The organism is Streptomyces sp. NPDC048002, assembly GCF_040653275.1.
In the GTDB taxonomy this organism is placed as follows: domain Bacteria; phylum Actinomycetota; class Actinomycetes; order Streptomycetales; family Streptomycetaceae; genus Streptomyces.
This window is the reverse complement of the sequence record NZ_JBEZNL010000002.1, coordinates 536,424-557,789: the sequence shown is the minus strand read 5'-3', so window position 1 is coordinate 557,789 and position 21,366 is coordinate 536,424. Positions and strand designations below refer to the sequence as shown.

General features: G+C 71.7%; 23 protein-coding genes and 2 pseudogenes. 21 read left to right on the top strand and 4 right to left on the bottom strand.

Going from position 1 to position 21,366, the window contains the following annotated elements:
- Positions 1 to 26: 26 nt before the first annotated feature.
- Together AB0E07_RS05510 and AB0E07_RS05505 are read left to right on the top strand one after the other, a co-directional pair.
- Complete coding sequence (locus AB0E07_RS05510; RefSeq protein WP_015659522.1) at positions 27 to 314, top strand: DUF1416 domain-containing protein; 288 nt, start codon at positions 27 to 29, stop codon at positions 312 to 314.
- A 77-nt stretch (positions 315 to 391) separates the two neighbouring features.
- Complete coding sequence (locus AB0E07_RS05505; protein ID WP_362246692.1) at positions 392 to 655, top strand: DUF3099 domain-containing protein; 264 nt, start codon at positions 392 to 394, stop codon at positions 653 to 655.
- On the opposite strand, the gene AB0E07_RS05500 is transcribed toward AB0E07_RS05505, so the two are convergent.
- Positions 649 to 1,011, bottom strand: coding sequence for a DsrE family protein (locus tag AB0E07_RS05500; RefSeq protein WP_362246690.1), 363 nt, complete (start codon positions 1,009 to 1,011; stop codon positions 649 to 651). The genes AB0E07_RS05505 and AB0E07_RS05500 overlap by 7 nt on opposite strands.
- 102 nt (positions 1,012 to 1,113) lie before the next feature.
- Here AB0E07_RS05500 and AB0E07_RS05495 point away from each other — a divergent pair, with 102 nt between their 5' ends.
- The 6 genes from AB0E07_RS05495 (at position 1,114) to AB0E07_RS05470 (ending at position 6,622) form a co-directional block, all read left to right on the top strand.
- Positions 1,114 to 1,884: a hypothetical protein gene (locus tag AB0E07_RS05495; protein ID WP_362246688.1), complete on the top strand. Its 771-nt coding sequence runs from the start codon at positions 1,114 to 1,116 to the stop codon at positions 1,882 to 1,884.
- Complete coding sequence (locus AB0E07_RS05490) at positions 1,881 to 2,705, top strand: hypothetical protein (RefSeq protein ID WP_362246686.1); 825 nt, start codon at positions 1,881 to 1,883, stop codon at positions 2,703 to 2,705. Before AB0E07_RS05495 ends, AB0E07_RS05490 begins: the two co-directional genes overlap by 4 nt.
- Before the next feature lie 830 nt (positions 2,706 to 3,535).
- Positions 3,536 to 4,363 (top strand): hypothetical protein, encoded by an 828-nt coding sequence (locus AB0E07_RS05485; protein WP_362246838.1) that lies wholly within the window; start codon positions 3,536 to 3,538, stop codon positions 4,361 to 4,363.
- A gap of 205 nt (positions 4,364 to 4,568) precedes the next feature.
- Positions 4,569 to 5,144 (top strand): FABP family protein, encoded by a 576-nt coding sequence (locus AB0E07_RS05480; protein ID WP_362246684.1) that lies wholly within the window; start codon positions 4,569 to 4,571, stop codon positions 5,142 to 5,144.
- A 16-nt stretch (positions 5,145 to 5,160) separates the two neighbouring features.
- On the top strand, positions 5,161 to 5,646 hold the full coding sequence (locus AB0E07_RS05475; protein WP_362246682.1) for a transcriptional repressor: 486 nt from the start codon (positions 5,161 to 5,163) through the stop codon (positions 5,644 to 5,646).
- A 10-nt stretch (positions 5,647 to 5,656) separates the two neighbouring features.
- The gene (locus AB0E07_RS05470; protein ID WP_362246680.1) at positions 5,657 to 6,622 is read left to right on the top strand and encodes a folate-binding protein; all 966 of its coding nucleotides are present in this window, start codon (positions 5,657 to 5,659) and stop codon (positions 6,620 to 6,622) included.
- A gap of 69 nt (positions 6,623 to 6,691) precedes the next feature.
- On the opposite strand, the gene dtd is transcribed toward AB0E07_RS05470, so the two are convergent.
- Positions 6,692 to 7,117 (bottom strand): D-aminoacyl-tRNA deacylase, encoded by a 426-nt coding sequence (dtd, locus tag AB0E07_RS05465; protein WP_362246678.1) that lies wholly within the window; start codon positions 7,115 to 7,117, stop codon positions 6,692 to 6,694.
- Between the two features lie 158 nt (positions 7,118 to 7,275).
- On the opposite strand from dtd, the gene AB0E07_RS05460 reads away from it, so the two are divergent.
- The 3 genes from AB0E07_RS05460 to AB0E07_RS05450 all read left to right on the top strand — a co-directional run bounded on the left by AB0E07_RS05460 (position 7,276) and on the right by AB0E07_RS05450 (position 10,478).
- Positions 7,276 to 7,896, top strand: a complete 621-nt coding sequence (locus AB0E07_RS05460; RefSeq protein WP_362246676.1) for an aerial mycelium formation protein — start codon at positions 7,276 to 7,278, stop codon at positions 7,894 to 7,896.
- Positions 7,897 to 8,056: 160 nt separating this feature from the next.
- Positions 8,057 to 9,301, top strand: coding sequence for a GNAT family N-acetyltransferase (locus tag AB0E07_RS05455; protein WP_362246674.1), 1,245 nt, complete (start codon positions 8,057 to 8,059; stop codon positions 9,299 to 9,301).
- A gap of 268 nt (positions 9,302 to 9,569) precedes the next feature.
- Complete coding sequence (locus AB0E07_RS05450; protein ID WP_362246672.1) at positions 9,570 to 10,478, top strand: winged helix-turn-helix domain-containing protein; 909 nt, start codon at positions 9,570 to 9,572, stop codon at positions 10,476 to 10,478.
- A gap of 36 nt (positions 10,479 to 10,514) precedes the next feature.
- Here the strand turns inward: AB0E07_RS05450 and AB0E07_RS05445 are convergent, their stop codons facing one another.
- Positions 10,515 to 10,703, bottom strand: coding sequence for a hypothetical protein (locus AB0E07_RS05445; protein ID WP_362246670.1), 189 nt, complete (start codon positions 10,701 to 10,703; stop codon positions 10,515 to 10,517).
- A gap of 151 nt (positions 10,704 to 10,854) precedes the next feature.
- On the opposite strand from AB0E07_RS05445, the gene AB0E07_RS05440 reads away from it, so the two are divergent.
- The 7 genes and pseudogenes from AB0E07_RS05440 to AB0E07_RS05410 all read left to right on the top strand — a co-directional run bounded on the left by AB0E07_RS05440 (position 10,855) and on the right by AB0E07_RS05410 (position 17,855).
- On the top strand, positions 10,855 to 11,736 hold the full coding sequence (locus tag AB0E07_RS05440) for a winged helix-turn-helix domain-containing protein (protein ID WP_362246668.1): 882 nt from the start codon (positions 10,855 to 10,857) through the stop codon (positions 11,734 to 11,736).
- A gap of 26 nt (positions 11,737 to 11,762) precedes the next feature.
- Complete coding sequence (locus AB0E07_RS05435) at positions 11,763 to 12,482, top strand: HAD family hydrolase (RefSeq protein ID WP_362246666.1); 720 nt, start codon at positions 11,763 to 11,765, stop codon at positions 12,480 to 12,482.
- 190 nt (positions 12,483 to 12,672) lie between these two features.
- Positions 12,673 to 13,515: a winged helix-turn-helix domain-containing protein gene (locus AB0E07_RS05430; protein WP_362246664.1), complete on the top strand. Its 843-nt coding sequence runs from the start codon at positions 12,673 to 12,675 to the stop codon at positions 13,513 to 13,515.
- Between the two features lie 301 nt (positions 13,516 to 13,816).
- Positions 13,817 to 14,869, top strand: coding sequence for an aminoglycoside phosphotransferase family protein (locus tag AB0E07_RS05425; protein ID WP_362246662.1), 1,053 nt, complete (start codon positions 13,817 to 13,819; stop codon positions 14,867 to 14,869).
- Positions 14,870 to 14,898: 29 nt separating this feature from the next.
- Positions 14,899 to 15,375: pseudogene (locus AB0E07_RS05420) on the top strand (TetR family transcriptional regulator); the annotation flags it as partial.
- A gap of 8 nt (positions 15,376 to 15,383) precedes the next feature.
- Positions 15,384 to 17,354 (top strand): annotated as a pseudogene (locus tag AB0E07_RS05415) (AAA family ATPase).
- 15 nt (positions 17,355 to 17,369) lie between these two features.
- Positions 17,370 to 17,855 (top strand): HAD domain-containing protein, encoded by a 486-nt coding sequence (locus AB0E07_RS05410; protein WP_362246660.1) that lies wholly within the window; start codon positions 17,370 to 17,372, stop codon positions 17,853 to 17,855.
- A gap of 53 nt (positions 17,856 to 17,908) precedes the next feature.
- On the opposite strand, the gene AB0E07_RS05405 is transcribed toward AB0E07_RS05410, so the two are convergent.
- Positions 17,909 to 18,751, bottom strand: coding sequence for an NAD(P)-binding domain-containing protein (locus tag AB0E07_RS05405; RefSeq protein ID WP_362246836.1), 843 nt, complete (start codon positions 18,749 to 18,751; stop codon positions 17,909 to 17,911).
- A 210-nt stretch (positions 18,752 to 18,961) separates the two neighbouring features.
- Here AB0E07_RS05405 and AB0E07_RS05400 point away from each other — a divergent pair, with 210 nt between their 5' ends.
- From AB0E07_RS05400 to AB0E07_RS05390, 3 genes are all read left to right on the top strand, one after another.
- On the top strand, positions 18,962 to 19,300 hold the full coding sequence (locus AB0E07_RS05400; protein ID WP_362246658.1) for a helix-turn-helix domain-containing protein: 339 nt from the start codon (positions 18,962 to 18,964) through the stop codon (positions 19,298 to 19,300).
- Between the two features lie 168 nt (positions 19,301 to 19,468).
- The gene (locus tag AB0E07_RS05395; protein WP_362246656.1) at positions 19,469 to 20,389 is read left to right on the top strand and encodes an NAD(P)-dependent oxidoreductase; all 921 of its coding nucleotides are present in this window, start codon (positions 19,469 to 19,471) and stop codon (positions 20,387 to 20,389) included.
- Between the two features lie 12 nt (positions 20,390 to 20,401).
- Positions 20,402 to 21,343, top strand: a complete 942-nt coding sequence (locus tag AB0E07_RS05390) for an RNA polymerase sigma-70 factor (RefSeq protein WP_362246654.1) — start codon at positions 20,402 to 20,404, stop codon at positions 21,341 to 21,343.
- The last annotated feature ends 23 nt before the right edge of the window (positions 21,344 to 21,366 follow it).

The following is a 21,366-nucleotide window of genomic DNA, read 5'->3' as shown; positions in this document are numbered from 1 at the left end:
ACGACCTTTACCCCGAGGAGTTCAACATGTGCGGAGCGAAGGCCGGCGGCCCGGACGCCTCCACGATCAAGCCCGGTGAGACCACGATCCAGGGTCAGGTGACGAAGGACGGCGAGCCGATCGTCGGATACGTCCGCCTGCTGGACTCCACCGGCGAGTTCACCGCGGAGGTCCCCACCTCCGCCACGGGCCAGTTCCGCTTCTACGCGGCCGAGGGCACCTGGACCGTGCGCGCGCTGGTTCCCGGCGGCACCGCCGACCGTACCGTCGTCGCCCAGCAGGGCGGCCTGGCGGAGGTCGCCATCGCCGTCTGAGGCACCCCTGAACGGCCGAAGGGCCGCACCCCCGGGTTGGACGCTCGGGGTGCGGCCCTTCGGCCTACTCTGGACGTATGTACGCACGGCGTCGTCATCTGTACTTCGCCATGATGGGCACCTGCCTGGGGCTGTTCGTCCTGGCCTGGGGCGTCGTACGGCTCTGGTCGGTGCCCGTGGCGGTGGGCATGTGCGTGGTGGCCATGGTCATCCCGCCGCTGGCCGCCGTGGTCGCCAACCGCCGCGGCCCCGAAGACCGCTGGTGGGACGACCACTCCGGCGACCCCGAGTCCGACGAGTGGTGGGACGAGCTGGACGGCAGGAAGCGGCCGCGTCAGTAGACGAGGGCCTGGGTGTCGTCCGCGAGCGACTCCTGCACGAACACCTGGGCGCCCGCGATCCGTACGCCCTCGACGACGTCCTTCTCCGTGATGTCCCGCCGGGCCGCGCACTGGGTGCACAGGGTGATCCGGCCGCCCGCCAGGATCGACTCGACCAGGTCCGGCAGCGGAGCGGCGTGCGGCAGCTCGAACTCGGCGGCCCGGCCCGGCAGGGCGAACCAGGCGGACTCCCCGGTCAGCCACAGGGACACCTCCACGCCACTGGCCACGGCCACCGCCGCCACCGTGAACGCCTGCGAGCAGCGTTCGGGGGCGTCGGCCCCCGCCGTCACCTTGATCACGAGCTTCTTCGCCATGGCTGAATCGTAATCAACTGCCTTGCAACCTTGAGCTTTGGCCATGGGTCTCCTGTGCGCGCGCATACGGAATGCGCGCTTCACGTTCCGTGGGGGGACGACTTGGAAGTACCCGAAGAAGCAGTGGCCCGGCCGCGCCGTCGCGGACGTACGGCGCTGCTGATCACCGGCGCCGCCGTGCTCGGCCTGGTGGCCGGTACCTGCGCCGGCTACCTGGTGCAGGCCGACCGCGAGCCGACGCGGCTGCCCTCGCTCTCCCAGCCGAAGCTGGAGCAGACCCGGGGCGAGGCCCCCGAACCCCTGTCCGCCGCGCACGACCACCAGGTCAAGACCGACGGCGACCTGCGCAAGCTGCTGCTGAAGAAGCCGGCGGGGGCGGAGAAGGCCGAGTGGCTCGGAGGGTCCGACGGCTGGATGAGCCTGGCCGACTACGCCGACTACTTCGAGGACCCGGCCGGCGCCTTCGAGGACATGGCGCCCGCCTTCCGCCGTGCGGCCGTCACCGGCTGGGAGTACGACGCGTACACCGTGGAGATCCGGCTGATCCAGTACCGGCAGGACGAGGTGGCGGACCTGGCCGCGGGTGCGGCTGACGACGGCCACTACTGGGCGACCTACGACGAGGACGGCTCGGGCATGCCGTGGGCCGAGGAGGACGAGGACACCAAGAGCTGGAGCGTGCGCGGCACCGAGGACGGGATGGCGTACGTCCACACCGTGCCGGAGACCGAGCCGGGCTACGAGCCGGTCTACAGCGCCGAAGCGCACGCCTGGCGCGGTGACATCGCCTTGGAGGTCTGGATCTACAGCACCGAGCCGGTCTCCGGGAAGACGATCCGGGGCCTGGCCGAGCGTCAGATGGAGCGGCTGTGACTGAAGCAGAGAACCCGGAGAGCGCGGAGAGTCCGGTCGAGGTTGTCGCCGAGGCGCCCGTGAAGAAGAAGGTGCGGGTCGGCCGGATCCTGGCCGTCGCCGGGTCCTTGGTGCTGGTCGGCGCGCTGGTCGCCGGGGTCGGGTACACCGTGGTGACGGTGCGCGGCGCCGACCGGGACGCGGGGGCGCCCGTCTGGAAGTTCCCGCGCGGCGAGTCGGGGGGCCGGGCGCACGCCGCGAAGCCCTCCGGGCTCTCCGCGGTACTGGTCCCGTACGACGACTACTGGACCCGGGGGCCCGACCTCACGGAGTTCGGCTCGGACGAGGCGCTCAGCGGCGCCGAGGCGACCGCCCTGCGCAAGGAGTCGCTGCGCGGCCTGCCGCGCACGCAGCGCCGCGAGATGGAGAAGCAGATCGACAAGGCGCGGTACACCGGCATGGCGATGCGCAGCTACGTGCAGACGGGGGGCAGCTCCCCCTCCGCCGTCAGCATCATCCTGTCCCGGATGGAGAACCGGACGTCCGTGCGCCGCAACACGGTGTTCTACAACGAGCTGCTCGACGCCATCGACGTGTTCGAGGCCGGTCCGAAGATCGAGGGGCACAAGGACACCAAGTGCTTCCTGCTGCCCTCGGACGTGACGTACGGCGAGGACGAGGACGAGGGCGAGGGCCTGGACCACCTCCTCTGCTCCGGCTACCAGGGTGACGTCATGGTCACCGCCGTCGCGGACGGCGTCGAGTCGATGGACACCGACGCGATCGCATCGCTGCTCAAGACCCAACTCGACCGCATCGCCGAACCGGGAGCAGCGGTATGACCACGACCGACCACCCCACCCCCGCAACTCCGTCCGAGCCGGCGCCGAAGCCGACGTCCGAGCCGGGGCCGAAGCCGACGTCCGAGCCGGGGCCCGAGGCCGGCCCCGCGCCTGCACCCGCGGCCGGCCCGGCAAATGAGCCCGCGCCCGACTCCACGCCCGCGCCTGAGGCCGGCCCCGCGCCTGCACCCGCGCCCGAGCCCACGCCCACGCCTGAGGCCGGGCCTGCTCCTGAGGCCGGGCCTGCTCCTGAGGCTGCGCCTGCTCCTGAGGCTGCGCCCGCCCCTGAGGCCGGGGACGCCCCTGAGGCTGCGCCCGCCCCTGAGGCCGGGGACGCCCCTGAGGCTGCGCCCGCCCCTGAGGCCGGGGACGCCCCGGAAGCAGAGACCGGGCCCGGCACCGAGCCGGATGCCGCGTCGGTGACCGCGTCGACGCCTGCTCCTGAGGCCGGGCCTGCTCCTGAGGCTGCGCCCGCTCCTGAGGCCGGGGACGCCCCGGAAGCAGAGGCCGGGCCCGGCACCGAGCCGGATGCCGCGTCGACGCCCGTGCCTGAGGCCGCGCCCGTGCCTGAGGCCGCGCCCGCCCCTGCCGCTGTCCTTGCGTCGGAGTCTCGGAACGCCCCTGAGTCCGGGGACGACCCGGGAGCCGACGCCGTGTCGGGAGCCGCCTCGGCGGTGGGCCCGGTGTCCGATGCCGCGTCTGTCCGTGACACGGCACCCACCCCCACGCTCACCCCCGAGGCCGGGGCCGTAGCGCCGGCCGAGTCGGTGCCCGCTGGTGGGGCCGAGGGGGACCCCGCCGCCGTTTCCGGCACCCCGGTGGGTGGGCCCGTGCCCGAGGGCGGGGACGCGCTCGCCCCCGTTGCGCAGGGTGCCGGCGCGCCCGCCGCACGGCCGCGGCGGAGGCTGCGGGCCGCGCTCCGGTGGACCGCCGCGGTGGCCGTCTTCGCCGCCGTCGGGACGCTGACGGCGTACGGCATCACCCGGATGGAGCGCACCGACGTACCGGGGCTGGCGACCGAGTCGGACGGTCGGTGGAACTACCCGACGCTCGCCTACCCGCCGATGCCCTCGGGCAGCCCCGGACCGCTCGCCGAGGACAACCCGGCCGGCACCCACCACGCCGACCTGCGCGCCCTGGTGCTGCCCGCGCCGAAGGGCGCCACCGAGGACAAGGCGCTGCGGGGCGAGGACGGCTGGCTGGCGACGAAGGACTTCCTCGCCCAGTTCCCCGAGAAGACGCACCGCGCGGAGTTCGGGCAGTTCCTGACCGACTACGGGCTGCGGCACATCGCCGCCCGGGGCTGGACCACCGAGGACGGCACCGAGACCCGCGTTTACCTGCTGCGCTTCGCCACCTCGGCGGTCGTGCAGGAACTGACCCCCGGCCGCATCGCCCCGGCCGGCGGCCCGGCCTACCGGGTGCGCGGCGACAACCTCTCCGAGTTCGACAACGAGTACGCCGAGGCGGTCAAGCCGTTGCCGGACGTCTCGCGCTACGTCTACGCGGAGATGAAGCCGTACGGCGCCCAGCAGGTCCGGCAGGCGTACGTCACCGCCGGTGACGTGCTCGCCCTGATCGTCCAGTCCCGGAAGGGGAAGGCCCTCGCCGTCCCCTTCCAGCAGACGGTCACCCTCCAGAGCCAGCTGCTGAGCTGACCTCGCCAAGAAGGCCGGGCCCGGGCCGCGTAAGCTGGGGCCCGGCCTTCGTGCATCGCCCGTCCGCTCACCAAGGAGCAACCCGTGATCCTCTTCTTCGAGATCCTGCTGGTCCTGGTCGCCATCGGCGTCCTCGCCTTCGCCGGACTGACCGTGAAGAAGCTGTACCAGGGCCAGCGCTGACCCACGTCTAGGAACTGCACCCATGATCGAGATCCCGTCCGACCTCCACAAGGACCTCGTCCCGCTCGCCTTCCTGCTCGGCAACTGGGCCGGCGCGGGCGTGCACGACTTCCCCGGCGCCGAGAAGTGCAACTTCGGTCAGGAGGTCTCCTTCACGCATGACGGCCGGGACTTCCTGGAGTACCAGTCCCACACCTGGGTGCTGGACAACGACGGCAACAAGGTCAGGCCGCTGGAGTCCGAGCACGGCTACTGGCGGATCGACGCCGACCGCAAGGTCGAGGTCACGATGACCCGCGACGACGGTGTCATCGAGATCTGGTACGGCGAGCTGGCCGACAAGAAGCCGCAGATCGACATCGTCACCGACGCCGTGGCCCGCACCGCCGCCTCCGCCCCCTACACGGGCGGCAAGCGTCTGTACGGCTACGTCAAGAGCGACCTGATGTGGGTCGGCGAGAAGCAGACCCCCGAGGTCGAGCTGCGTCCCTACATGTCGGCGCACCTGAAGAAGGTCGTCACCCCCGAGGACGTCGAGCGCTGGGCCAAGGCCCTCCCCGATGACATGCCGGACGACGGGATCGCTTTCTTCAAGTAGTCCTAGACTCGTCGGTGTGGTGAGCACCGACTGGAAGAGCGATCTCAGGCAGCGCGGCTACCGGCTGACGCCGCAACGGCAACTCGTGCTCGAAGCCGTGGACACCCTTGAGCATGCGACCCCCGACGACATCCTCGTGGAAGTGAGGAAGACCGCGTCGGGGGTCAACATTTCGACGGTGTACCGGACCCTTGAGCTCCTGGAGGAGCTGGGGCTGGTCAGCCACGCGCATCTCGGGCACGGAGCGCCCACCTACCATCTCGCGGACCGGCACCATCACCTTCATCTGGTGTGCCGGGACTGCACGAACGTGATCGAGGCGGACGTCTCCGTGGCCGCCGAGTTCACGGCCAAGCTGCGGGACACCTTCGGCTTCGAGACCGATATGAAGCACTTCGCGATCTTCGGGCGCTGCGCGGACTGCGCGCGGAAGGGCTCGGAGAACAGCTTGAAGAACAGCTCGGAGAACAGCTCGCTGAAGAATTCAACTACCGAGTCGTAGGCTTGCCCCCATGAAGAGCCCTCTGCTGACCCTGCCCGGCGCCGTCCCCGCCGAGGGCGTGGACGAAGGCGTCGCCGCCCACTACGGCGAACTGTTCCGCGAGCAGCGCGCCCTCGCCGACGGCGCCGGTTTCGTCGACCTCTCGCACCGCGGCGTGATCGCCGTGACCGGTGAGGACCGGCTGAGCTGGCTGCACCTGCTGCTCACCCAGCACGTCAGCGAGCTGCCGGCCGGCGAGGCCACGGAGGCGCTGATCCTCTCCGCGCACGGCCACATCGAGCACGCGCTGTACCTGGTGGACGACGGCGGCACGGTCTGGGCCCACGTCGAGCCCGGCACCCAGGAGGCGCTGCTGGCGTACCTGGAGTCGATGAAGTTCTTCTACCGCGTCGAGGCGACCGACCGGACCGCCGACTTCGCCGTCGTGCACCTGCCCGCCGGCTCCATCGCGGAGGTCCCGGACGGCGTCGTCGTACGCGAGACGGCGTACGGGCGTGACCTCTTCCTGCCGCGTGCCGACCTGGAGTCGTACGCGCAGAAGGCCGGGCCCGCCGCCGGGCTGCTCGCGTACGAGGCGCTGCGCGTCGAGCACCACCGGCCGCGCCTGGGCTTCGAGACCGACCACCGCACGATCCCGCACGAGCTGGGCTGGATCGGTACCGCGGTCCATCTCCAGAAGGGCTGCTACCGGGGCCAGGAGACCGTGGCCCGGGTGCAGAACCTGGGCAAGCCGCCGCGCCGGCTGGTCTTCCTGCACCTCGACGGCAGCGAGGTCCATCTGCCGGTCGCCGGTACCGAGATCCGGCTCGCGGCGGACGGGCCCGAGGGCCGGAAGATCGGCTTCATCACCACCTCGGCCCGCCACCACGAGCTGGGCCCGGTCGCGCTCGCGCTGGTGAAGCGGAACGTGCCGACGGACGCGCAGCTGGTGGCCGGGGACACCGCGGCGGCGCAGGAAGTCGTCGTCGCGCCGTAGGAGCCTGTGGGGCCGTTCGCGCCTGTGCGCCCCGTAGGGCCTGCGGGCCCCGTGGGACCTGTGGGTGTCTCAGATCTCCAGCAGGACGGTGAACGGGCCGTCGTTGGTCAGACCGACGCGCATCTGCGCGCCGAAGCGGCCCGTCGCCACCGTCGCGCCCAGGGCGCGCAGCTGGGCCACCACCTCGTCGACCAAGGGCTCGGCCACGTCGCCCGGGGCGGCGGCGTTCCAGGTGGGGCGGCGGCCCTTGCGGGCGTCGCCGTACAGGGTGAACTGGCTGATCACGAGGAGCGGGGCGTCGATGTCGCTGCACGACTTCTCGTCGTGGAGCATGCGCACCGACCAGAGTTTGCGGGCCAGCGCGGCGGCCTTCTCCTTGGTGTCGTCATGGGTGACGCCCACCAGGACGCACAGCCCCTCCTCGGCGATCTCGCCGACGGTCTCGCCCTCCACGACGACGCTCGCGCCGTCCACCCTCTGCACCACTGCACGCATGACGACCATCATGCCGTGTGTCCCGGAGCAGTTTGTCAGGGGATTCTTTTTGAACCTTAACCCCCCATCCGGGGTCGATCGGGGGCACTCGGTCACATAGCGGCCACTTGGGGTGGCACGATGCTTCCACACTTTGGTCGAGGGGACGGTTGAGGTAGATGAGCGCATCGAGTACCGGACGGCAGTCCGGGGCCGTCTCGTTGACCCGAGCGGGAGAACGCGGTCTGCGCGGCCCGCTCAGGCCGCCCGTGCAGCGCACCGCGACGGAGCAGTCGGCGCGGCTGCCCGCCGGTCCGCCCGAGCACGACCTGGCCCTGCTGAACCTGCCCGAACTGCGCACGGTACGACGGGACGCGCAGCGCGACGAGGCCGATCTGAGCTACGTACGGCGCCTGTTGCAGGGGCGGATCGACATCCTGCGGGCCGAGCTGGCCCGGCGCTCGCCCCTGGGCGCCGCGTCCGTCGTGGAGCGGCTCGCGGAGATCCTGCGCGACGCCCCGGCCCGGCACCGCTCCTCGGCCCGCCACGTCACGCTGGGCACACCGCACAGCGAGGAGTACCGGCGGCTGGCGGCGGAGATGCTGGCGGAGGTCGAGCTGTCGGACCTCGGCGCGCGCACCGACGCGGAGCTGAACGAGGCGATGGGCCGCCTGGTCCGCTACGAACAGCAGGTCTCCCTGCGCCGCCAGCGCCTCCAGCGCACGGCGGACGACTGCAGCGCCGAGATCGCCCGCCGCTACCGCGAGGGCGAGGCCCAGGTGGACGACCTGCTGCTGTGACACCGGGCCGCGCCGCGCAGGCACCGCGCGTCCGGTCCCGGAACCACCGCGCGTCCGGTCCCGGACCTACCGCGCGTCCGGTCCCGGACCTACCGCGGGTCCGGTCCCGTCCGGCGAAAACGTCGCGACACCCCCGCCGGGCCGCGCCTACCGTGAGGGCATGACGCGCGCCGCTGACATCGACGTCCGACCGATCACCGAGGCAGAGCTGCCCGACTGGCATCGTGCCGTGCACACCGGGTTCCTGCGGGAGCCCACCCTCACCGAGGAGCAACTGGCCGCGCGCCGGCCCTGGTTCGTCCCCGGCCGGGTCCGGGGGGCCTTCGACGGGGACCGCTGCGTCGCCACCTTCCGCTCCTTCGACCAGCGGCTCACCGCGGTGGGCGGCGCCGCCCTGCCCTCCGACGCGATCACCAACGTGACCGTCTCGCCCACCCACCGCCGCCGCGGTCTGCTCGGCCGGATGATGGAGCAGGACCTGGCCGCCGCCCGGGAGCGCGGGGACGCCGTCGCCACCCTCATCGCCGCCGAGTACCCGATCTACGGCCGCTACGGCTTCGGCCCCGCCACCACGGCGGCCGAGTGGACCATCGACGTCCCCCGCACCGGCCTCGACCCGCGCTGGTCCGGCCCCGAGGACGGCGGCCGGATCGACCTGGTCGACGCCGAGGACGTCCGCAAGCTGGGCCCCGAACTCCACGAGCGGCTGCGCCGGGTGCAGCCCGGAGCGGTCAGCCGCGACGAGGTGTGGTGGCAGGCGACCACCGGGCAGGTGAGGTACTACAACACCTTCCAGGAACCCCACTACGCGGTGTACCGCGCGCCGTCCGGCGAGGTGGAGGGCATGGTGGCCTACACCGCCGACGACCGGTGGGGCGACGGCGGGCAGCCGTCGAACACGGCCACGGTGAAGTGGCTGACCACCCTCTCGCCGAACGCCGAGCGCGCGCTGTGGCGCTATCTCTGCTCCATCGACTGGATCACCCACGTCAAGACGGGCCGGCGGGCCCCGGACGACCTTCTGCCGCACTTCTTCCCCGACCCGCGTGCGGCCAGGCTCACCAGCCAGGTCGACTGGCTGTGGGTGCGGATCCTGGACGTCGTACGGGCCCTGGAGGCGCGGACGTACGGGAGTGCCGGGTCGCTGGTGCTGGACGTCGTCGACGGGGGCGGGCGGTACCGCCTGGAGGCGGACGCCGACGGCTCGGGGGACTGCGCGGCCACCACCGACGGTGCCGACCTCACCCTGAACCTCTCCGACCTGGCCACCCTGTGGCTCGGCGACGAGTCCGCCGTACGGCTCGCCGCGATCGGCCGGGTCCGGGAAGAACGAGCGGGCGCCGCCCGTGTGGCCGACGCCCTGCTGCGTACGTCCAGGCGACCGTGGTGCCCGGACCTGTTTTGACCCCTTTCGTCTGTTTCAGGCCCGATGCTCGGTGACTCGGCGGGCCGGACTCCCGGCTCCCCTCCGGAAGGGAGCCCGGCCCGCCGTGTCGTGCATCCGGGTGCCTGTGCCTGTGTGTTTCGGTTGTGGACCGCGGATCGCCAACCATCCGTAGTTGCAACCATGTTGTGCAAGTTGGCGACCAACTCCACTGTACTTATCACCGCGTGGAAGCGTCTCATAACCACCTTTCCCCGAACTGCCCAAAGATGGCGGGAAGTTGTACTGTTTGGCCGTGGACCCGAAACACGACTCCGCCAATGGGCGGAAGAGGTCACCGCGGCCACAGAAGTCACATCGCGACGTGGCCGACGAACTGCGCGCCCGGATCAGGTCCGGCGAACTGCAGCCCGGCCACCGCATGCCCACCCAGGCCCGGCTCGCCGAGGAGTTCGGCGTGGAGCGGGGAGTGGTGCGGCAGGCACTGCGGATCCTCCAGGCCGAGCATCTGCTCACCAACGTCTCCAAGGGCAGTCCGGCCACCGTCGCCGCGGACCCGGTCAGGGCGCTGACCGGCCCCGGAGCCCCGCCGCAGCCCACCATGGTCGCCCTCGCGCCCCGCATCGGGTGCGCCTTCGGCGCCGCGCACGTCGAGATCGACGCCCTGTGCCTGACCGCCATCTCGCTCACCCTGGCCATCGGTGAGCCGCTGCGGCAGATCCACGCCGGAGGGCCGAAACCGGCCAAGGTCGACGTCCGTGTCCTGCTGCCGAGCCGGGACATCGACCTGGCCTTCCCCACCCCCGTGGACGGCTCCGAGCGGGGCCGGCTGCGCCGACGCTGGCTCGCCCAGCGCAACGCCCAGGTCCGGGTGCTCCAGCACAATCTGCTGGCCCTGCGGGCGACCCACGGCATCGACGTCCAGGTCACCTTCCGCGCGCTGCCCTTCACCCCGCCGGTGAAGCTGTACCTGCTCAACGGTGTGGAGGCGCTGTTCGCCTACTACACGGTCGAGCGCCGTGAGGAGGAGGTCGATCACGAGTTCCTGGAGATGTACGACGCCGAGGGCGTCCAGTCCCTGCTCTTCGCCTTCGAGCAGGGTGCCGCGCTGCGCGACACCACCTTCGTGGAGCAGTCCCATGTGTGGTTCAACTCGCTGTGGGAGACGATCAGTTCGGAGCTGGTGCCGACGAGCTGATCATCCCCCGCGGCGGGCGATCCGGGTGCGGTTCGGTCATAGGGCGGGCCCCGAGACCAGCAGCGCGAGCACCACGGCGCCCGCGGAGCTGACGGCCGGGCTCTTGGCCTTGATGCCTATGGTGAGCAGCAGCAGTCCGACGATGCCGGTGGTTCCGTACTGGACTTCGATAGCCTGTTCGATGCCGACGACGAGGATCGCGGCGAGGAGGGCGATGACAGGCACGGTGTTCCCCCTTCTGATGGTCCAACCTGAGGTAAAGCTTCCGCCAACTCGGCCAAGTTGGTGACCAACTCTGCTTATGTTGTCCCCACTTGGTTACTACTCATAAACAAGTACCAAACAACTCCACGTAGATGGAGTGGAGTTGTAGCGTTTGGTCGTGACCCAGGAGAACGTGGCAGTGAACGGCAGCAGACGGTTCTCCCCGCAGGAGATCGCGGACGTCCTGCGGGACCGCATCCGCGCGGGAGAGCTCAAGGCGGGCCAACGCCTGCCCACCCAGGCCGAACTCGCCGAGGAGTTCGGCGTGGAGCGCGGCACCGTCCGCCAGGCGCTGCGCGCCCTCCAGGAGGACGGCCTGCTCAGCAACGTCAGCAAGGGCAGCCCGCCGAGGATCGCGGTGCCCCCGTCCCCCGTGCGCGGGGTGCCCAGGCCGACCATGGTCGGGCTCGCGCCCCGGCTGGTGGACGCGTTCGGGGCCCGCCAGGTGCGGGTGGACGTCGTCTGCCACACTGCCGAGACCCTGATGCTCGCCGTCGGCGAACCGCTGCGCCGCATCCACGAGGGCACGCTCACCCCGCAGTCCATCGACGTACGCATCCTGCTGCCCTCCCGGGAGATCACACTCGCCTTCCCCCGCCTGGTGGAGGCCCAGGGCGAGGACGATCCGGTCCACAAGCGCTGGCTGGAGATGCGCAACGCCCAGGCCCAGGTCCTGCGCCACAACCTCCAGGCGGTCCGCTCCACCCACGGCATCGACGTCCGCGTCACCTTCCGCGCCCTGCCGTTCACCCCACCGGTGAAGCTGTACCTCCTGAACGGGGAGGAGGCGCTGATCGGGTACTACGTCGTCACCGAGCGGGCCGAGGAGTACGAGAGCACGACCCTGGAGATGTACGACGCGCTCGGTGCCGCGTCCCTGCTCTTCTCCTTCGACAAGCAGAGCGCGGAACGTGACGGGGCGTTCGTGGAGGAATCCCAGAAGTGGTTCGACGCCCTCTGGGAAACCATCTCCACGGAGTTGACACTCTCCTAGTGACCTCTGAGACGCAGGCTGAAGCGGTGACGAACCGGACCGAGCGCGACTCCGACGAACTGGGCGACCTGATCGGACGGGCCCGTGTGGTCCTCTGGGACTTCGACGGACCCGTCTGCCGTCTGTTCGCCCGCCACAAGGCGGAGCGGGTCGCCACGGATCTGGTGGAGTGGCTGGAGACCCGGGGCCTGCGCGGTCTGCTCACGGAGGGCGAACGCGAGTCCCCCGACCCCCATCTCGTGCTGCGCGCCGTGGACCGCAGGCATCCGGGCAGCGACCTGGTGGCCGAGCTGGAGGAGTACCTGACCAAGGAGGAACTGAAGGCCACGTCCTCCGCGATGCCCACGCCGTACGCGGATCCGCTGATCCGGACCTGGACCGCGATCGGATCCCGGCTGGCCGTCGCCACCAACAACTCCCCACAGGTGGTGCGCACCTACCTCGCGAGCCGGGGCCTGACCTCCTGCTTCAGCCCGCACATCTACGGCCGCACGCAACAGCTGAACCACCTCAAGCCGCACCCGCACTGCCTCAACCGCGCCCTGAACGCGATGGGCGCGGCCCCCGGCGCGGCCCTGATGATCGGCGACACCCCGTCGGACTACCTCGCGGCCCGCGCCGCCGGCGTCCCCTTCCTCGGCTACGGCCGCAACGAACACAAGGAACACCTGCTGCGCGAGGCAGGGGCGACGGTCGTGGTGGACTCGCTGGAGCCGGTGCTCTCGACGGTCCGAGGTCTGAAGTGACATGGCCTCTCCCCTTCCTGCCAATCCGGACTGAGGCCTTCAAGTTGCGGTCCAATTGGACCGGTCAACCTGATGGGTGTCTGCCCTGTCCTGGTGATCCCTTAACCGGCGATCCGCTCAATCTCGCTCTGGAGCGGTCCAGTTGGGCGAAAGTGGTGTGACTCCGGAAGGTAGGCGGTACGGTCCAGTTGTGGACAAGGAGTTCGAGAAGGTCGCCGGAGCGCTCAGGAACCGCATCACCGACGGGACGTACGCGCTGGGCGCTTCCCTGCCCTCCCAACGCGCCCTCCTCGTCGAGTTCGGTGTCTCCCGAGCCACGGTCCAGCGCGCGCTGCGGGAGCTGACCGGCGAAGGCTGGATCGAGTCACGACAGGGAAGCGGATCCCGGGTGATCAAGACGCAGCGCATACAGTCGTCGAGATCCGCGTCCGTCGGCAGCCGGCCCGCCACGCTCGGACCCCTGATCAGCGAGGCATTCGAGCAGCCCGAAATCACGTTGGACGTCTACACGTTGACCTCGGAGTCCCTGGACACCCACCTCCGCCTTCAGGTGGAGCGCATCCGCGGCGGCGAGCTCCGGCCCCGGAGTATCACCCTGCGCGTTCTGCTCCCGCGCGAAGACCAGCCGATGCCCTACCCCTGTGCCAAGGGGGATCCGGCCGATCCGCGGCCCGGTGAGCGGATGCGCGCGACCAGCCGACTGCACACGGCTTCACTGCGTCGGCTCCTGCGGGACCTGACGACCGAGGAACTCGTACCCTCCGTCGAGGTGACGGTCCGGCACGCCCCGTTGGTCCCGGCCTTCAAGGTCTACCTGATGAACGGGACCGAGGCTCTGCACGGCATGTACGAGGTGATCCAGCGCCGGATGGAGCTGGACAGCGGGGAGGTGATCGACGCCCTGGACGTGCTGGGACTCGGCGCGACCCTGACCCATCACGTCAAGGACACGGACCCTGACTCACCGGGTTCGGTCTTCGTGGACAGCATGAAGGTGTGGTTCGACTCGGTCTGGGAGCGGCTCTCGGAGTAGGGCTCAGGAGTGCCGAGAACTCCTCCCCGTGGTGCGCTAGCATTCCGGCACCGTCCGGGTAACCGCGGCAGACCAACCGTCGCGCCCGCTCAAGGACGTCTCCGGTAGTGCCTGCTAAGAACCGGACTTACGTTGTGGAATACCTTCTGATCTGCACGAAATTCCGGAGCGGCTCGTGGGCTCACCACCCCTTCCTGGTTCCCTCCCCGAGGGGCATGCGGAGTCCTTCGCTGTCCGGGCCTTCGTGACCCGGGCCGCGACGCGGGGTCGTTCGAGCCGGGGTCACCACAATCAGAACCATGTGCTCCCCCTGACCGAGGAACTGGCCCGAAAGTTCGGCCGGGAGGCCGGGACCCTGGTGACCGTGCGGATGCGGCGGCCGGAGGCGCTGCCCGTGGTCATCAGAACCTGGCAGGACGAGCCGGAGATCCTCCGGGCGGTGGGACGGGCGCTGCCGCAGGTGCCGCAATGTCTCGCCACGGGGCCGGACTTCGCCCTTCACACCTACGTGGAGGGCGTTCCGCTGTCGAGTGTCTGCGCGGACGGCAAGCCCCTCGACACCCTGCTGGTGAAGGCGCTGGCAGAGGTGTTCGCCCAGATGGCGCCGGTACGCCGGAGCGAGCTGCCCCGACTGCCCGCCTCCTGGCCTCGCGACGACGAGGACAGCCAGGGCTTTCTGCGCACCTTGGCCTTCGAGGCCGATCGTCAGATCAGGCGGCCCAACCAGGAGGCGTTCGGCTCCCTGTTCGCCGCTCTCGGCATCCCGGAGAACGCGCTGGCGCGGCTCGCCGACCGGGCGCCGACGATGCGAAGACGGCCGTTCGGTCTCCTCCACACCGATCTGCACCGCGACAACCTGATTCTGCCGTCCGACGAGGAGGCTCCGCTCTTCTGCGTCGACTGGGAGCTGGCCACGTTCGGTGATCCGCTGCACGATCTCGCCACGCACCTGGTGCGCATGGGCTACCCGGAGCAACAGCGGCCGGAGGTCGTCGAGAGCTGGGCCGAGGCGGTGGGGCGGTCGCGGCCCGGTGCCCTCGACGGGTTGGACCAGGATCTCGATCTCTACCTCGACTTCGAGGAGGCACAGTCCGTCTACCCGGACGTCATGCGGGCGGCGGCACTGCTGCGCGACCGGGCCGACGAGGAGGGCCTGGCCGCCGCGACGGCGCGGGTCCGGGCGGCACTGGAGGCGGCGGCCCGGCCTCTGTCGCTCGCGGCTGTCCCGAGTGAGCAGGAGGTCGAGCGGATCCTGTCCCGCTGGCGAGACGCGAGGGTCGAGAGCGCGCCACCGGCCCTCATCGCCCTGGACCTGCCCTCGGTCATGCGGGACCCGGCGCCCGCTCTGCGCTGAGTCCGCCCGCGCCCGCATACGCTCAACCCATGAGTGAGACCGGCCTGCGTGAGCGGAAGAAGCGGCGGACGTACGAGGTCGTGTCGGAAGTCGCGATCCGGCTGTTCCTGGAGAAGGGCTTCGACGCGGTGTCCGTGGCCGAGGTGGCCGCCGCCGCGGAGATCTCCAAGCCGACGCTCTTCCGGTACTTCCCGGCCAAGGAGGACCTGGTCCTGTACCGGATCGCGGACCACGAGGGCGAGGCGGCGCGAGCGGCCGCCGGTGCCGAGGGCTCGCCGCTGGACGCGTTGCGTCGGCACTTCCTCGACGGTCTCGAGCGCCACGACCCCGTCACCGGGCTCAACGACCATCCGCAGGTGCTCGCCTTTCACGCGCTGCTCTAAGGCACTCCGGCCTTGGTCGCGCGGGCGTACACCCATCAGCAGCGGTCCGAGGCCGCGCTCGCGGAGGCGCTGGGCGGGGATCTGGACGCGCGGCTGGCCGCGGGCCAGATCATGGCCGTCCAGCCGGTGGCATGACGTCCGCCGATCCCGTCCTCCGTGCCCCAGTCCGCGATCAGCTCCATGACCGCCTTCGTGTTGAACGGGACCACCACGACCGCTGCCGTGCCGCCCTCGACGCGATGGTCGCCGGTGCCGAGGAACACGTCGTCGTCGGCGAGGACGTCTCCGCCTCGGGCGCCGACGCCGAGGTCCTGGGCCACCGGCTGCGCAGCCGGGCCTAGGAGATGCGCGAACTGCCCGAGGGGCCGCTGTTCTTCGGCCGGCTGGACTTCGGCGGCGGTCCGCACGCCGGGCAGAGCTATCACGTGGGACGCCTGCGCGGATCAGTGAGGATCCGGCCGCCCGACGCTGGTCGTCGACTGGCGCGCGCCGGTCTCCCGGGCCTTCTACCAGGCCAGCTCCCGTGACCGCGCGGAGTGACCGTGCGCCGCAGGTTCGGCCGGGCCCCGGGCAGCCGGGGCGCCTCGGCCGACCTCACCGGGCTGGAGGACGAACACCTCCAGGAACCGCAGGAGCCGGAGGTCAGCGGGATCGTCACCCGGGAGATCGAGCGGCCGAGGCTCGGACCGATGCGGGACATCGCCGCCACCATCAAGCCCGAGCAGGACGACCTGGTCCGCGCCGACCTCACCGTCTCGGTCTGCGTGCAAGGCGCCCCGGGCACCGGCAAGACCGCGGTCGGCCTGCACCGGGCCGCTTATCTGCTCTACACCCACCCGCGCCGCATCCACCGTTCCGGCCTGCTCATCCTCGGCCCCAACCGCGCCTTCCTCGCCTACATCTCCGAGGTGCTCCCCGCGCTCGGCGAGACGGGGGTCCGCCAGTCGACGCTGCTGGACGAGATCGCCCGGTATCCGGCCACCGGCACCGACGAGGAACCGGCGGCCGTGGTCAAGCACGACGCGCGGATGGCGGAGGTGGTGCGACGGGCGCTGTACGCACGGGTGGCCGTGGCGGGCGCGGGCGCTCCGGAGGTGCCGGACGGCTCCTACCGCTGGCGCGTCGGCACCGACGAACTGGCTCGGATCGTCAGGGAGGTACGCGGCGAGGAACTGCCGTACGGCGCGGGACGGGAGCGGGTGCGGACCCGGATCGTGGCGGCCCTGCGGGAGCGGGCCGAACGGCGGACGGGACCCCGCCCGAACGCCTGGGTGCGCCGGATGGCGGGAATCCGGGGCGTAGGCCCGTACGTCGACGCGGTGTGGCCCCGGGTGCGCCCCGAGGAGGTGCTGGCCGACCTCCTCACCGGGCCCGAGGCGCTGGCGGAGGCGGCGGACGGTCTGCTGACGGCGGATGAGCAGCGTGCGGTGCGGTGGACGCGACCGCCGCGGTCCCGGAAGTCGGCGCGCTGGTCCCCGGCCGACCTGGTCCTCCTCGACGAACTGTCCGGGCTGATCGAGCACCCGCGGGGGTACGGCCATGTCGTCGTCGACGAGGCGCAGGACCTGTCGCCCATGGAGTGCCGGGCCGTCGCGCGCCGGGCTCCCTTCGGATCGCTGACCGTGCTGGGGGACCTGGCTCAGGGGACGACGCCGTGGGCGGCCCGGTCCTGGGCGCCCCTGCTCGGGCACCTGGGCAGGCCGGACGCGGTCCTCGCCCCGCTCACCACCGGCTTCCGCATGCCCGCGGCGGTGGCGGAACTGGCCAACCGCCTGCGCAGGACGGACGCCGGTGAGCTGCCCGGGGCGGTGGTGGAGGCCGTCCGCGCGGCGCACGCGCGGGAGGGCGCCATCGCGGTCGTCGCGGCGGGGCCGGACCTGCCGGTGCTGGACCGGGCCCTCGCCGAGGCCGGGGTGCGGTCGTCGAGGGTGACGGTGATCGCGGCGACCGAGGTCAAGGGGCTGGAGTACGACCATGTCGTCGTCGTGGAGCCGGCGAACGTCGTCGCGGCCGAGGCACGCGGACTGCACCGGCTCTACGTCGCCCTGACCCGGGCCGTGTCCCGGCTGGAGAGCGTGCACGCGAAACCCCCGCCGTTCTGAGGGATGCTGGTCGGGATGTTCCTCTTCCTGGATGTCGACGGGACCCTGCTGCCCTTCGGGGGACCGGGGCCGTACCCCGAGTTCGAGGCGCCGCTGCCGGCGGCCCTCGCGGGCAACCCGCTGCTGGCCCGGGTCGACCCCGCGCTCGGCCCCCGCCTGGCCGGGCTGGGCTGCGAGCTGGTGTGGGCCACGACCTGGCTGGAGGACGCCAACACCTGCCTGGCGCCCTGGCTCGGGCTGCCCGCGCTGCCGATGGTGGACTGGCCGGAGGACCAGGACCGTCCCGAGGGACTGCACTGGAAGACCCTCCCCCTGACCGACTGGGCGGCCGGGCGGCCCTTCGTCTGGGTCGACGACGAGATCCGCGCCGCCGACCGCGACTGGGTGGCCGCCCGCCACCCCGGCCCCGCCCTCCTGCACCGGGTCGACCACCGCGCGGGCCTGACCGACGCCGACTTCGCCGCGCTGGAGCGCTGGATCACCACCTACGGCGGCCCGTGAGCGGACCTCGGCGTCGGCATCGGGCGGCCCGAGACCGGACCCCGGCGTCGGCGTCAGTGGGACTGGCGGGCCAGCAGGTCCGTGACGCGGACGAAGCCGTCCGAGCCGTGGCCCACGGCGACGACCCGGCGGGCCAGGCCCTCGATGACACGCATCAGGCTCGCGTCGATGCCGTGGGCCTCCGAGGCGTGTACGACGTGCGACATCGTGGAGACCGCCGAGGTGATCGGGTTCAGGTCCCCGGAGTACGTGCCGTCGTCGACGTCCCCCGCGAACTCCTCGAACAGCGGCGGCAGGATCGCGCCGATGCCCTGTGCGAAGGGTGCCAGCTCACGGGCGGTGACGCCCTCGGCGCGGGCCACCGCGAGGGCGTGCGCGTAGCCCGCCATCGCCGTCCAGAAGATGTCGAGCAGGGCGATGTCGTAGGCGGCGGCCCGCCCGATGTCCTCGCCCAGGTGGGTGTGGGTGCCGCCGAGCGCGGCGAGCAGGGTGCGGTGCCGCTCGTAAAGGTCCTTCGGGCCGCTGAGGATGAACACCGCGTCGGGCGTGCCGATGGTCGGCGTCGGGGTCATGATCGCGCCGTCCAGGTAGGGGATCGCGTGCTCGTCCGCCCAGGCGCCGGCGGACCGGGCGCGGTCCGGGGTGTCGGCGGTGAGGTTGACGAGGGTGCGGCCCTTCAGCGCTTCGGCGACGTCCGCCTGGCGCAGGATCGCGTCGGAGGCGTCGTAGTTCACCACGCAGACCACGGTCAGCGGGCTCGCGGCGACCGCCTCCGCCGCCGAACCGGCGGCCGTGGCGCCCCGGGCGACCAGCTCGGCCGCGCGGCCGGGCGTGCGGTTCCAGACCGTGGTCCGCACCCCGGCGTCCAGGAAGGCCCCGGCCAGGGCACGGCCCATCGGACCCAGTCCGAGGACGGTGACGGCAGACTGGTCGTCGTGGTCCCCGTGGTCCCCGTGGTCCCCGTGGTCCCCGTGGTCCCCGTGGTCCCCGTGGTCCTCGTGGTCCTCGTGGTCTTTGTACGCGGACATGCTTCTCCAACTCCTTGTATCTAAGTAGCCAGTTGTGAAAAAAGTCAGTCACGAATATTCGTTGCAAAAGGGGCGATGATGACGCGCAGCCGTGCCAAGGATCCGAACGTCTGCGGAGTGACCGCCGCCATCGCGGTGATCGACGGAAAGTGGAAGCCGAGCCTGCTGTGGATGCTGGAGTCGGGCCCGCGCCGCCCCGGTGAGCTGCGGCGCGCCCTGCCCGGACTCAGCGAGAAGGTGCTGACCCAGGCGCTGCGCGAGATGGAGGAGGACGGTCTGGTGCACCGCGAGGTGCATGACGTGCTCCCGCTGAAGACGGTCTACTCGCTGACCGGCTTCGGCCGTGAACTCTCCGGACTCCTCGGTCCCCTCTCCGACTGGGGTCACCGCCGGCTGGAGCGGCTGGCGGCTTCCTGATCAGGTGCGTCCAGCCTCGCCGGTGCAAGGGGCCGTGCCAAGTACCCACAAAAAGGTGGGTACGCCGAGGGGGCGGCGGGCGGCCCGGCGCGGCCGATGTCACAGCGCGCGGGGCTGTCTCGTCCCAGGGATGAGAGACGGTTCGCGAGAGCGGGGAAGGTGAGGACCATGCGTGTGTTCGTGGCGGGCGGCGCCGGGACGCTGGGCCGGCGGCTGGTGCCGCTGCTGGTGGCCCGGGGGCACGAGGTGACCGCGACGACGAGGAGCGCGGCGCGGCTGGGCGAGGTGGAGCGGCTCGGCGCGCGGGGCGTGGTGATGGACGGGCTCGACGCGATGTCCGTCGGCGAGGCGGTGGCGCTGGCCCGGCCGGACGCGATCGTGCACCAGATGACCGCCATCACCGGCCCGCCCGACATCCGGCGCATCGACCGCTGGTTCGCGACGACGAACCGGCTGCGCACCGAGGGCACCGACCACCTGCTGGCCGCCGCCGAGGCGACCGGCGTGCCGCACGTCGTCGCGCAGAGCTACGGCGCCTGGAACGGGCCGCGCGAGGGCGGCTGGGTCAAGACCGAGGAGGATCCGCCGGACCCCATGACCGGGACCCCGGCCGAGCCGGTCATGGCGGCGGTCCGGCATGTCGAGGACGCGGTCACGAAGGCGGGCGGCGCGGCCCTCAGATACGGCGCCTTCTACGGCGCGGGCGCCACCGGCGACCAGGTGGCGCTGGTCCGCAAACGGCGGTTCCCCCTGGTCGGGAAGGGCACCGGGCACTGCTCGTGGATCCATGTCGACGACGCGGCGAGCGCCACCGCGCTGGCGCTGGAGCGGCGGGCGAGGGGCGTGTACGACATCGTCGACGACGACCCGGCGCCGGCCGCCGAGTGGCTGCCGCACCTGGCGGCCTGCGCGGGCGCCGAACCGCCCCTCCGGGTGCCGGTGTGGCTGGCGCGGCTGCTGGCGGGGGAGGTCGCGGTGGTGATGATGACCGAGGGGCGGGGATTCTCCAACGCCAGGGCCAAGCGGGAGCTGGGCTGGGAGCCGGCCCACCCGTCCTGGCGGGAGGGGTTCGAGAAGGAGCTTGGGTGAGGAGGGCCCGGAGTGACCCGTACGGACGATTTCGAGGAACTGCGGCCGCTGCTGTTCGCCGTCGCCTACCGGATTCTGGGCAGCGTCGGCGAGGCGGAGGACGCGGTGCAGGAGACCTGGCTGCGCTGGCAGGCGGTGGCGACCCGGCCCGCGTCGACCAAGGCGTACCTGTCGGCGGTGGTCACCCGGATCTCCATCGACGTCCTGCGCTCGGCGCGGGTGCGCCGCGAGGAGTACGTCGGCCCCTGGTTCCCCGAGCCCCTGCTGAACGACCCCTACGAGGACCCCGAGCGCTCGGCGGAACTGGCGGACTCGCTGTCGATGGCGGCGCTGGTCCTGCTGGAGCGCCTGTCACCGCTGGAACGGGCGGTGTTCGTGCTGCGGGACGTGTTCGGCTTCGGCTTCCCGGAGATCGCCTCGGCGGTGGACCGCTCGGAGGCGGCCTGCCGTCAGCTGGCGGTACGGGCGCGGCGGCACATGGACGCGGGGCGGCCCCGCTTCGAGGCCGACCGCGGGGAGCGGGACCGGCTCGCGGAGCGGTTCTTCGACGCGTTCCGGGAGGGGGACGTGGACGGGCTCAGGGAACTGCTGGCCGGTGACGTCCAGATGGTCGGCGACGGCGGCGGCAAGGCTCCGCAGTGGGCGCGGGCGATCACCGGCGCCGAGCACGTGTCCCGCCTGCTGGTCTCGCTGGCGCGGCCCTTCGGCGCGATCGGCGTCACCGCCGAGCGGCACGAGATCAACGGGCAGCCGGGCATCCTCTTCCGGGACCGGGACGGCAAGGTCGTCAACATCATGGTCCTGGAGATCGCCGACGGTCGGGTCCTCACCATCCGCTCGGTGATCAACCCCGAGAAGCTGGGCCACCTGGGCCCGGTCGCGGACGCCTACGCCGTGATGCGGGAGGCGAACCGGGCCCGCCGGGAGTCCGCACCCGACCCTGGCGAAAAGTGATCCGGGTCACACCGTGTCACAGA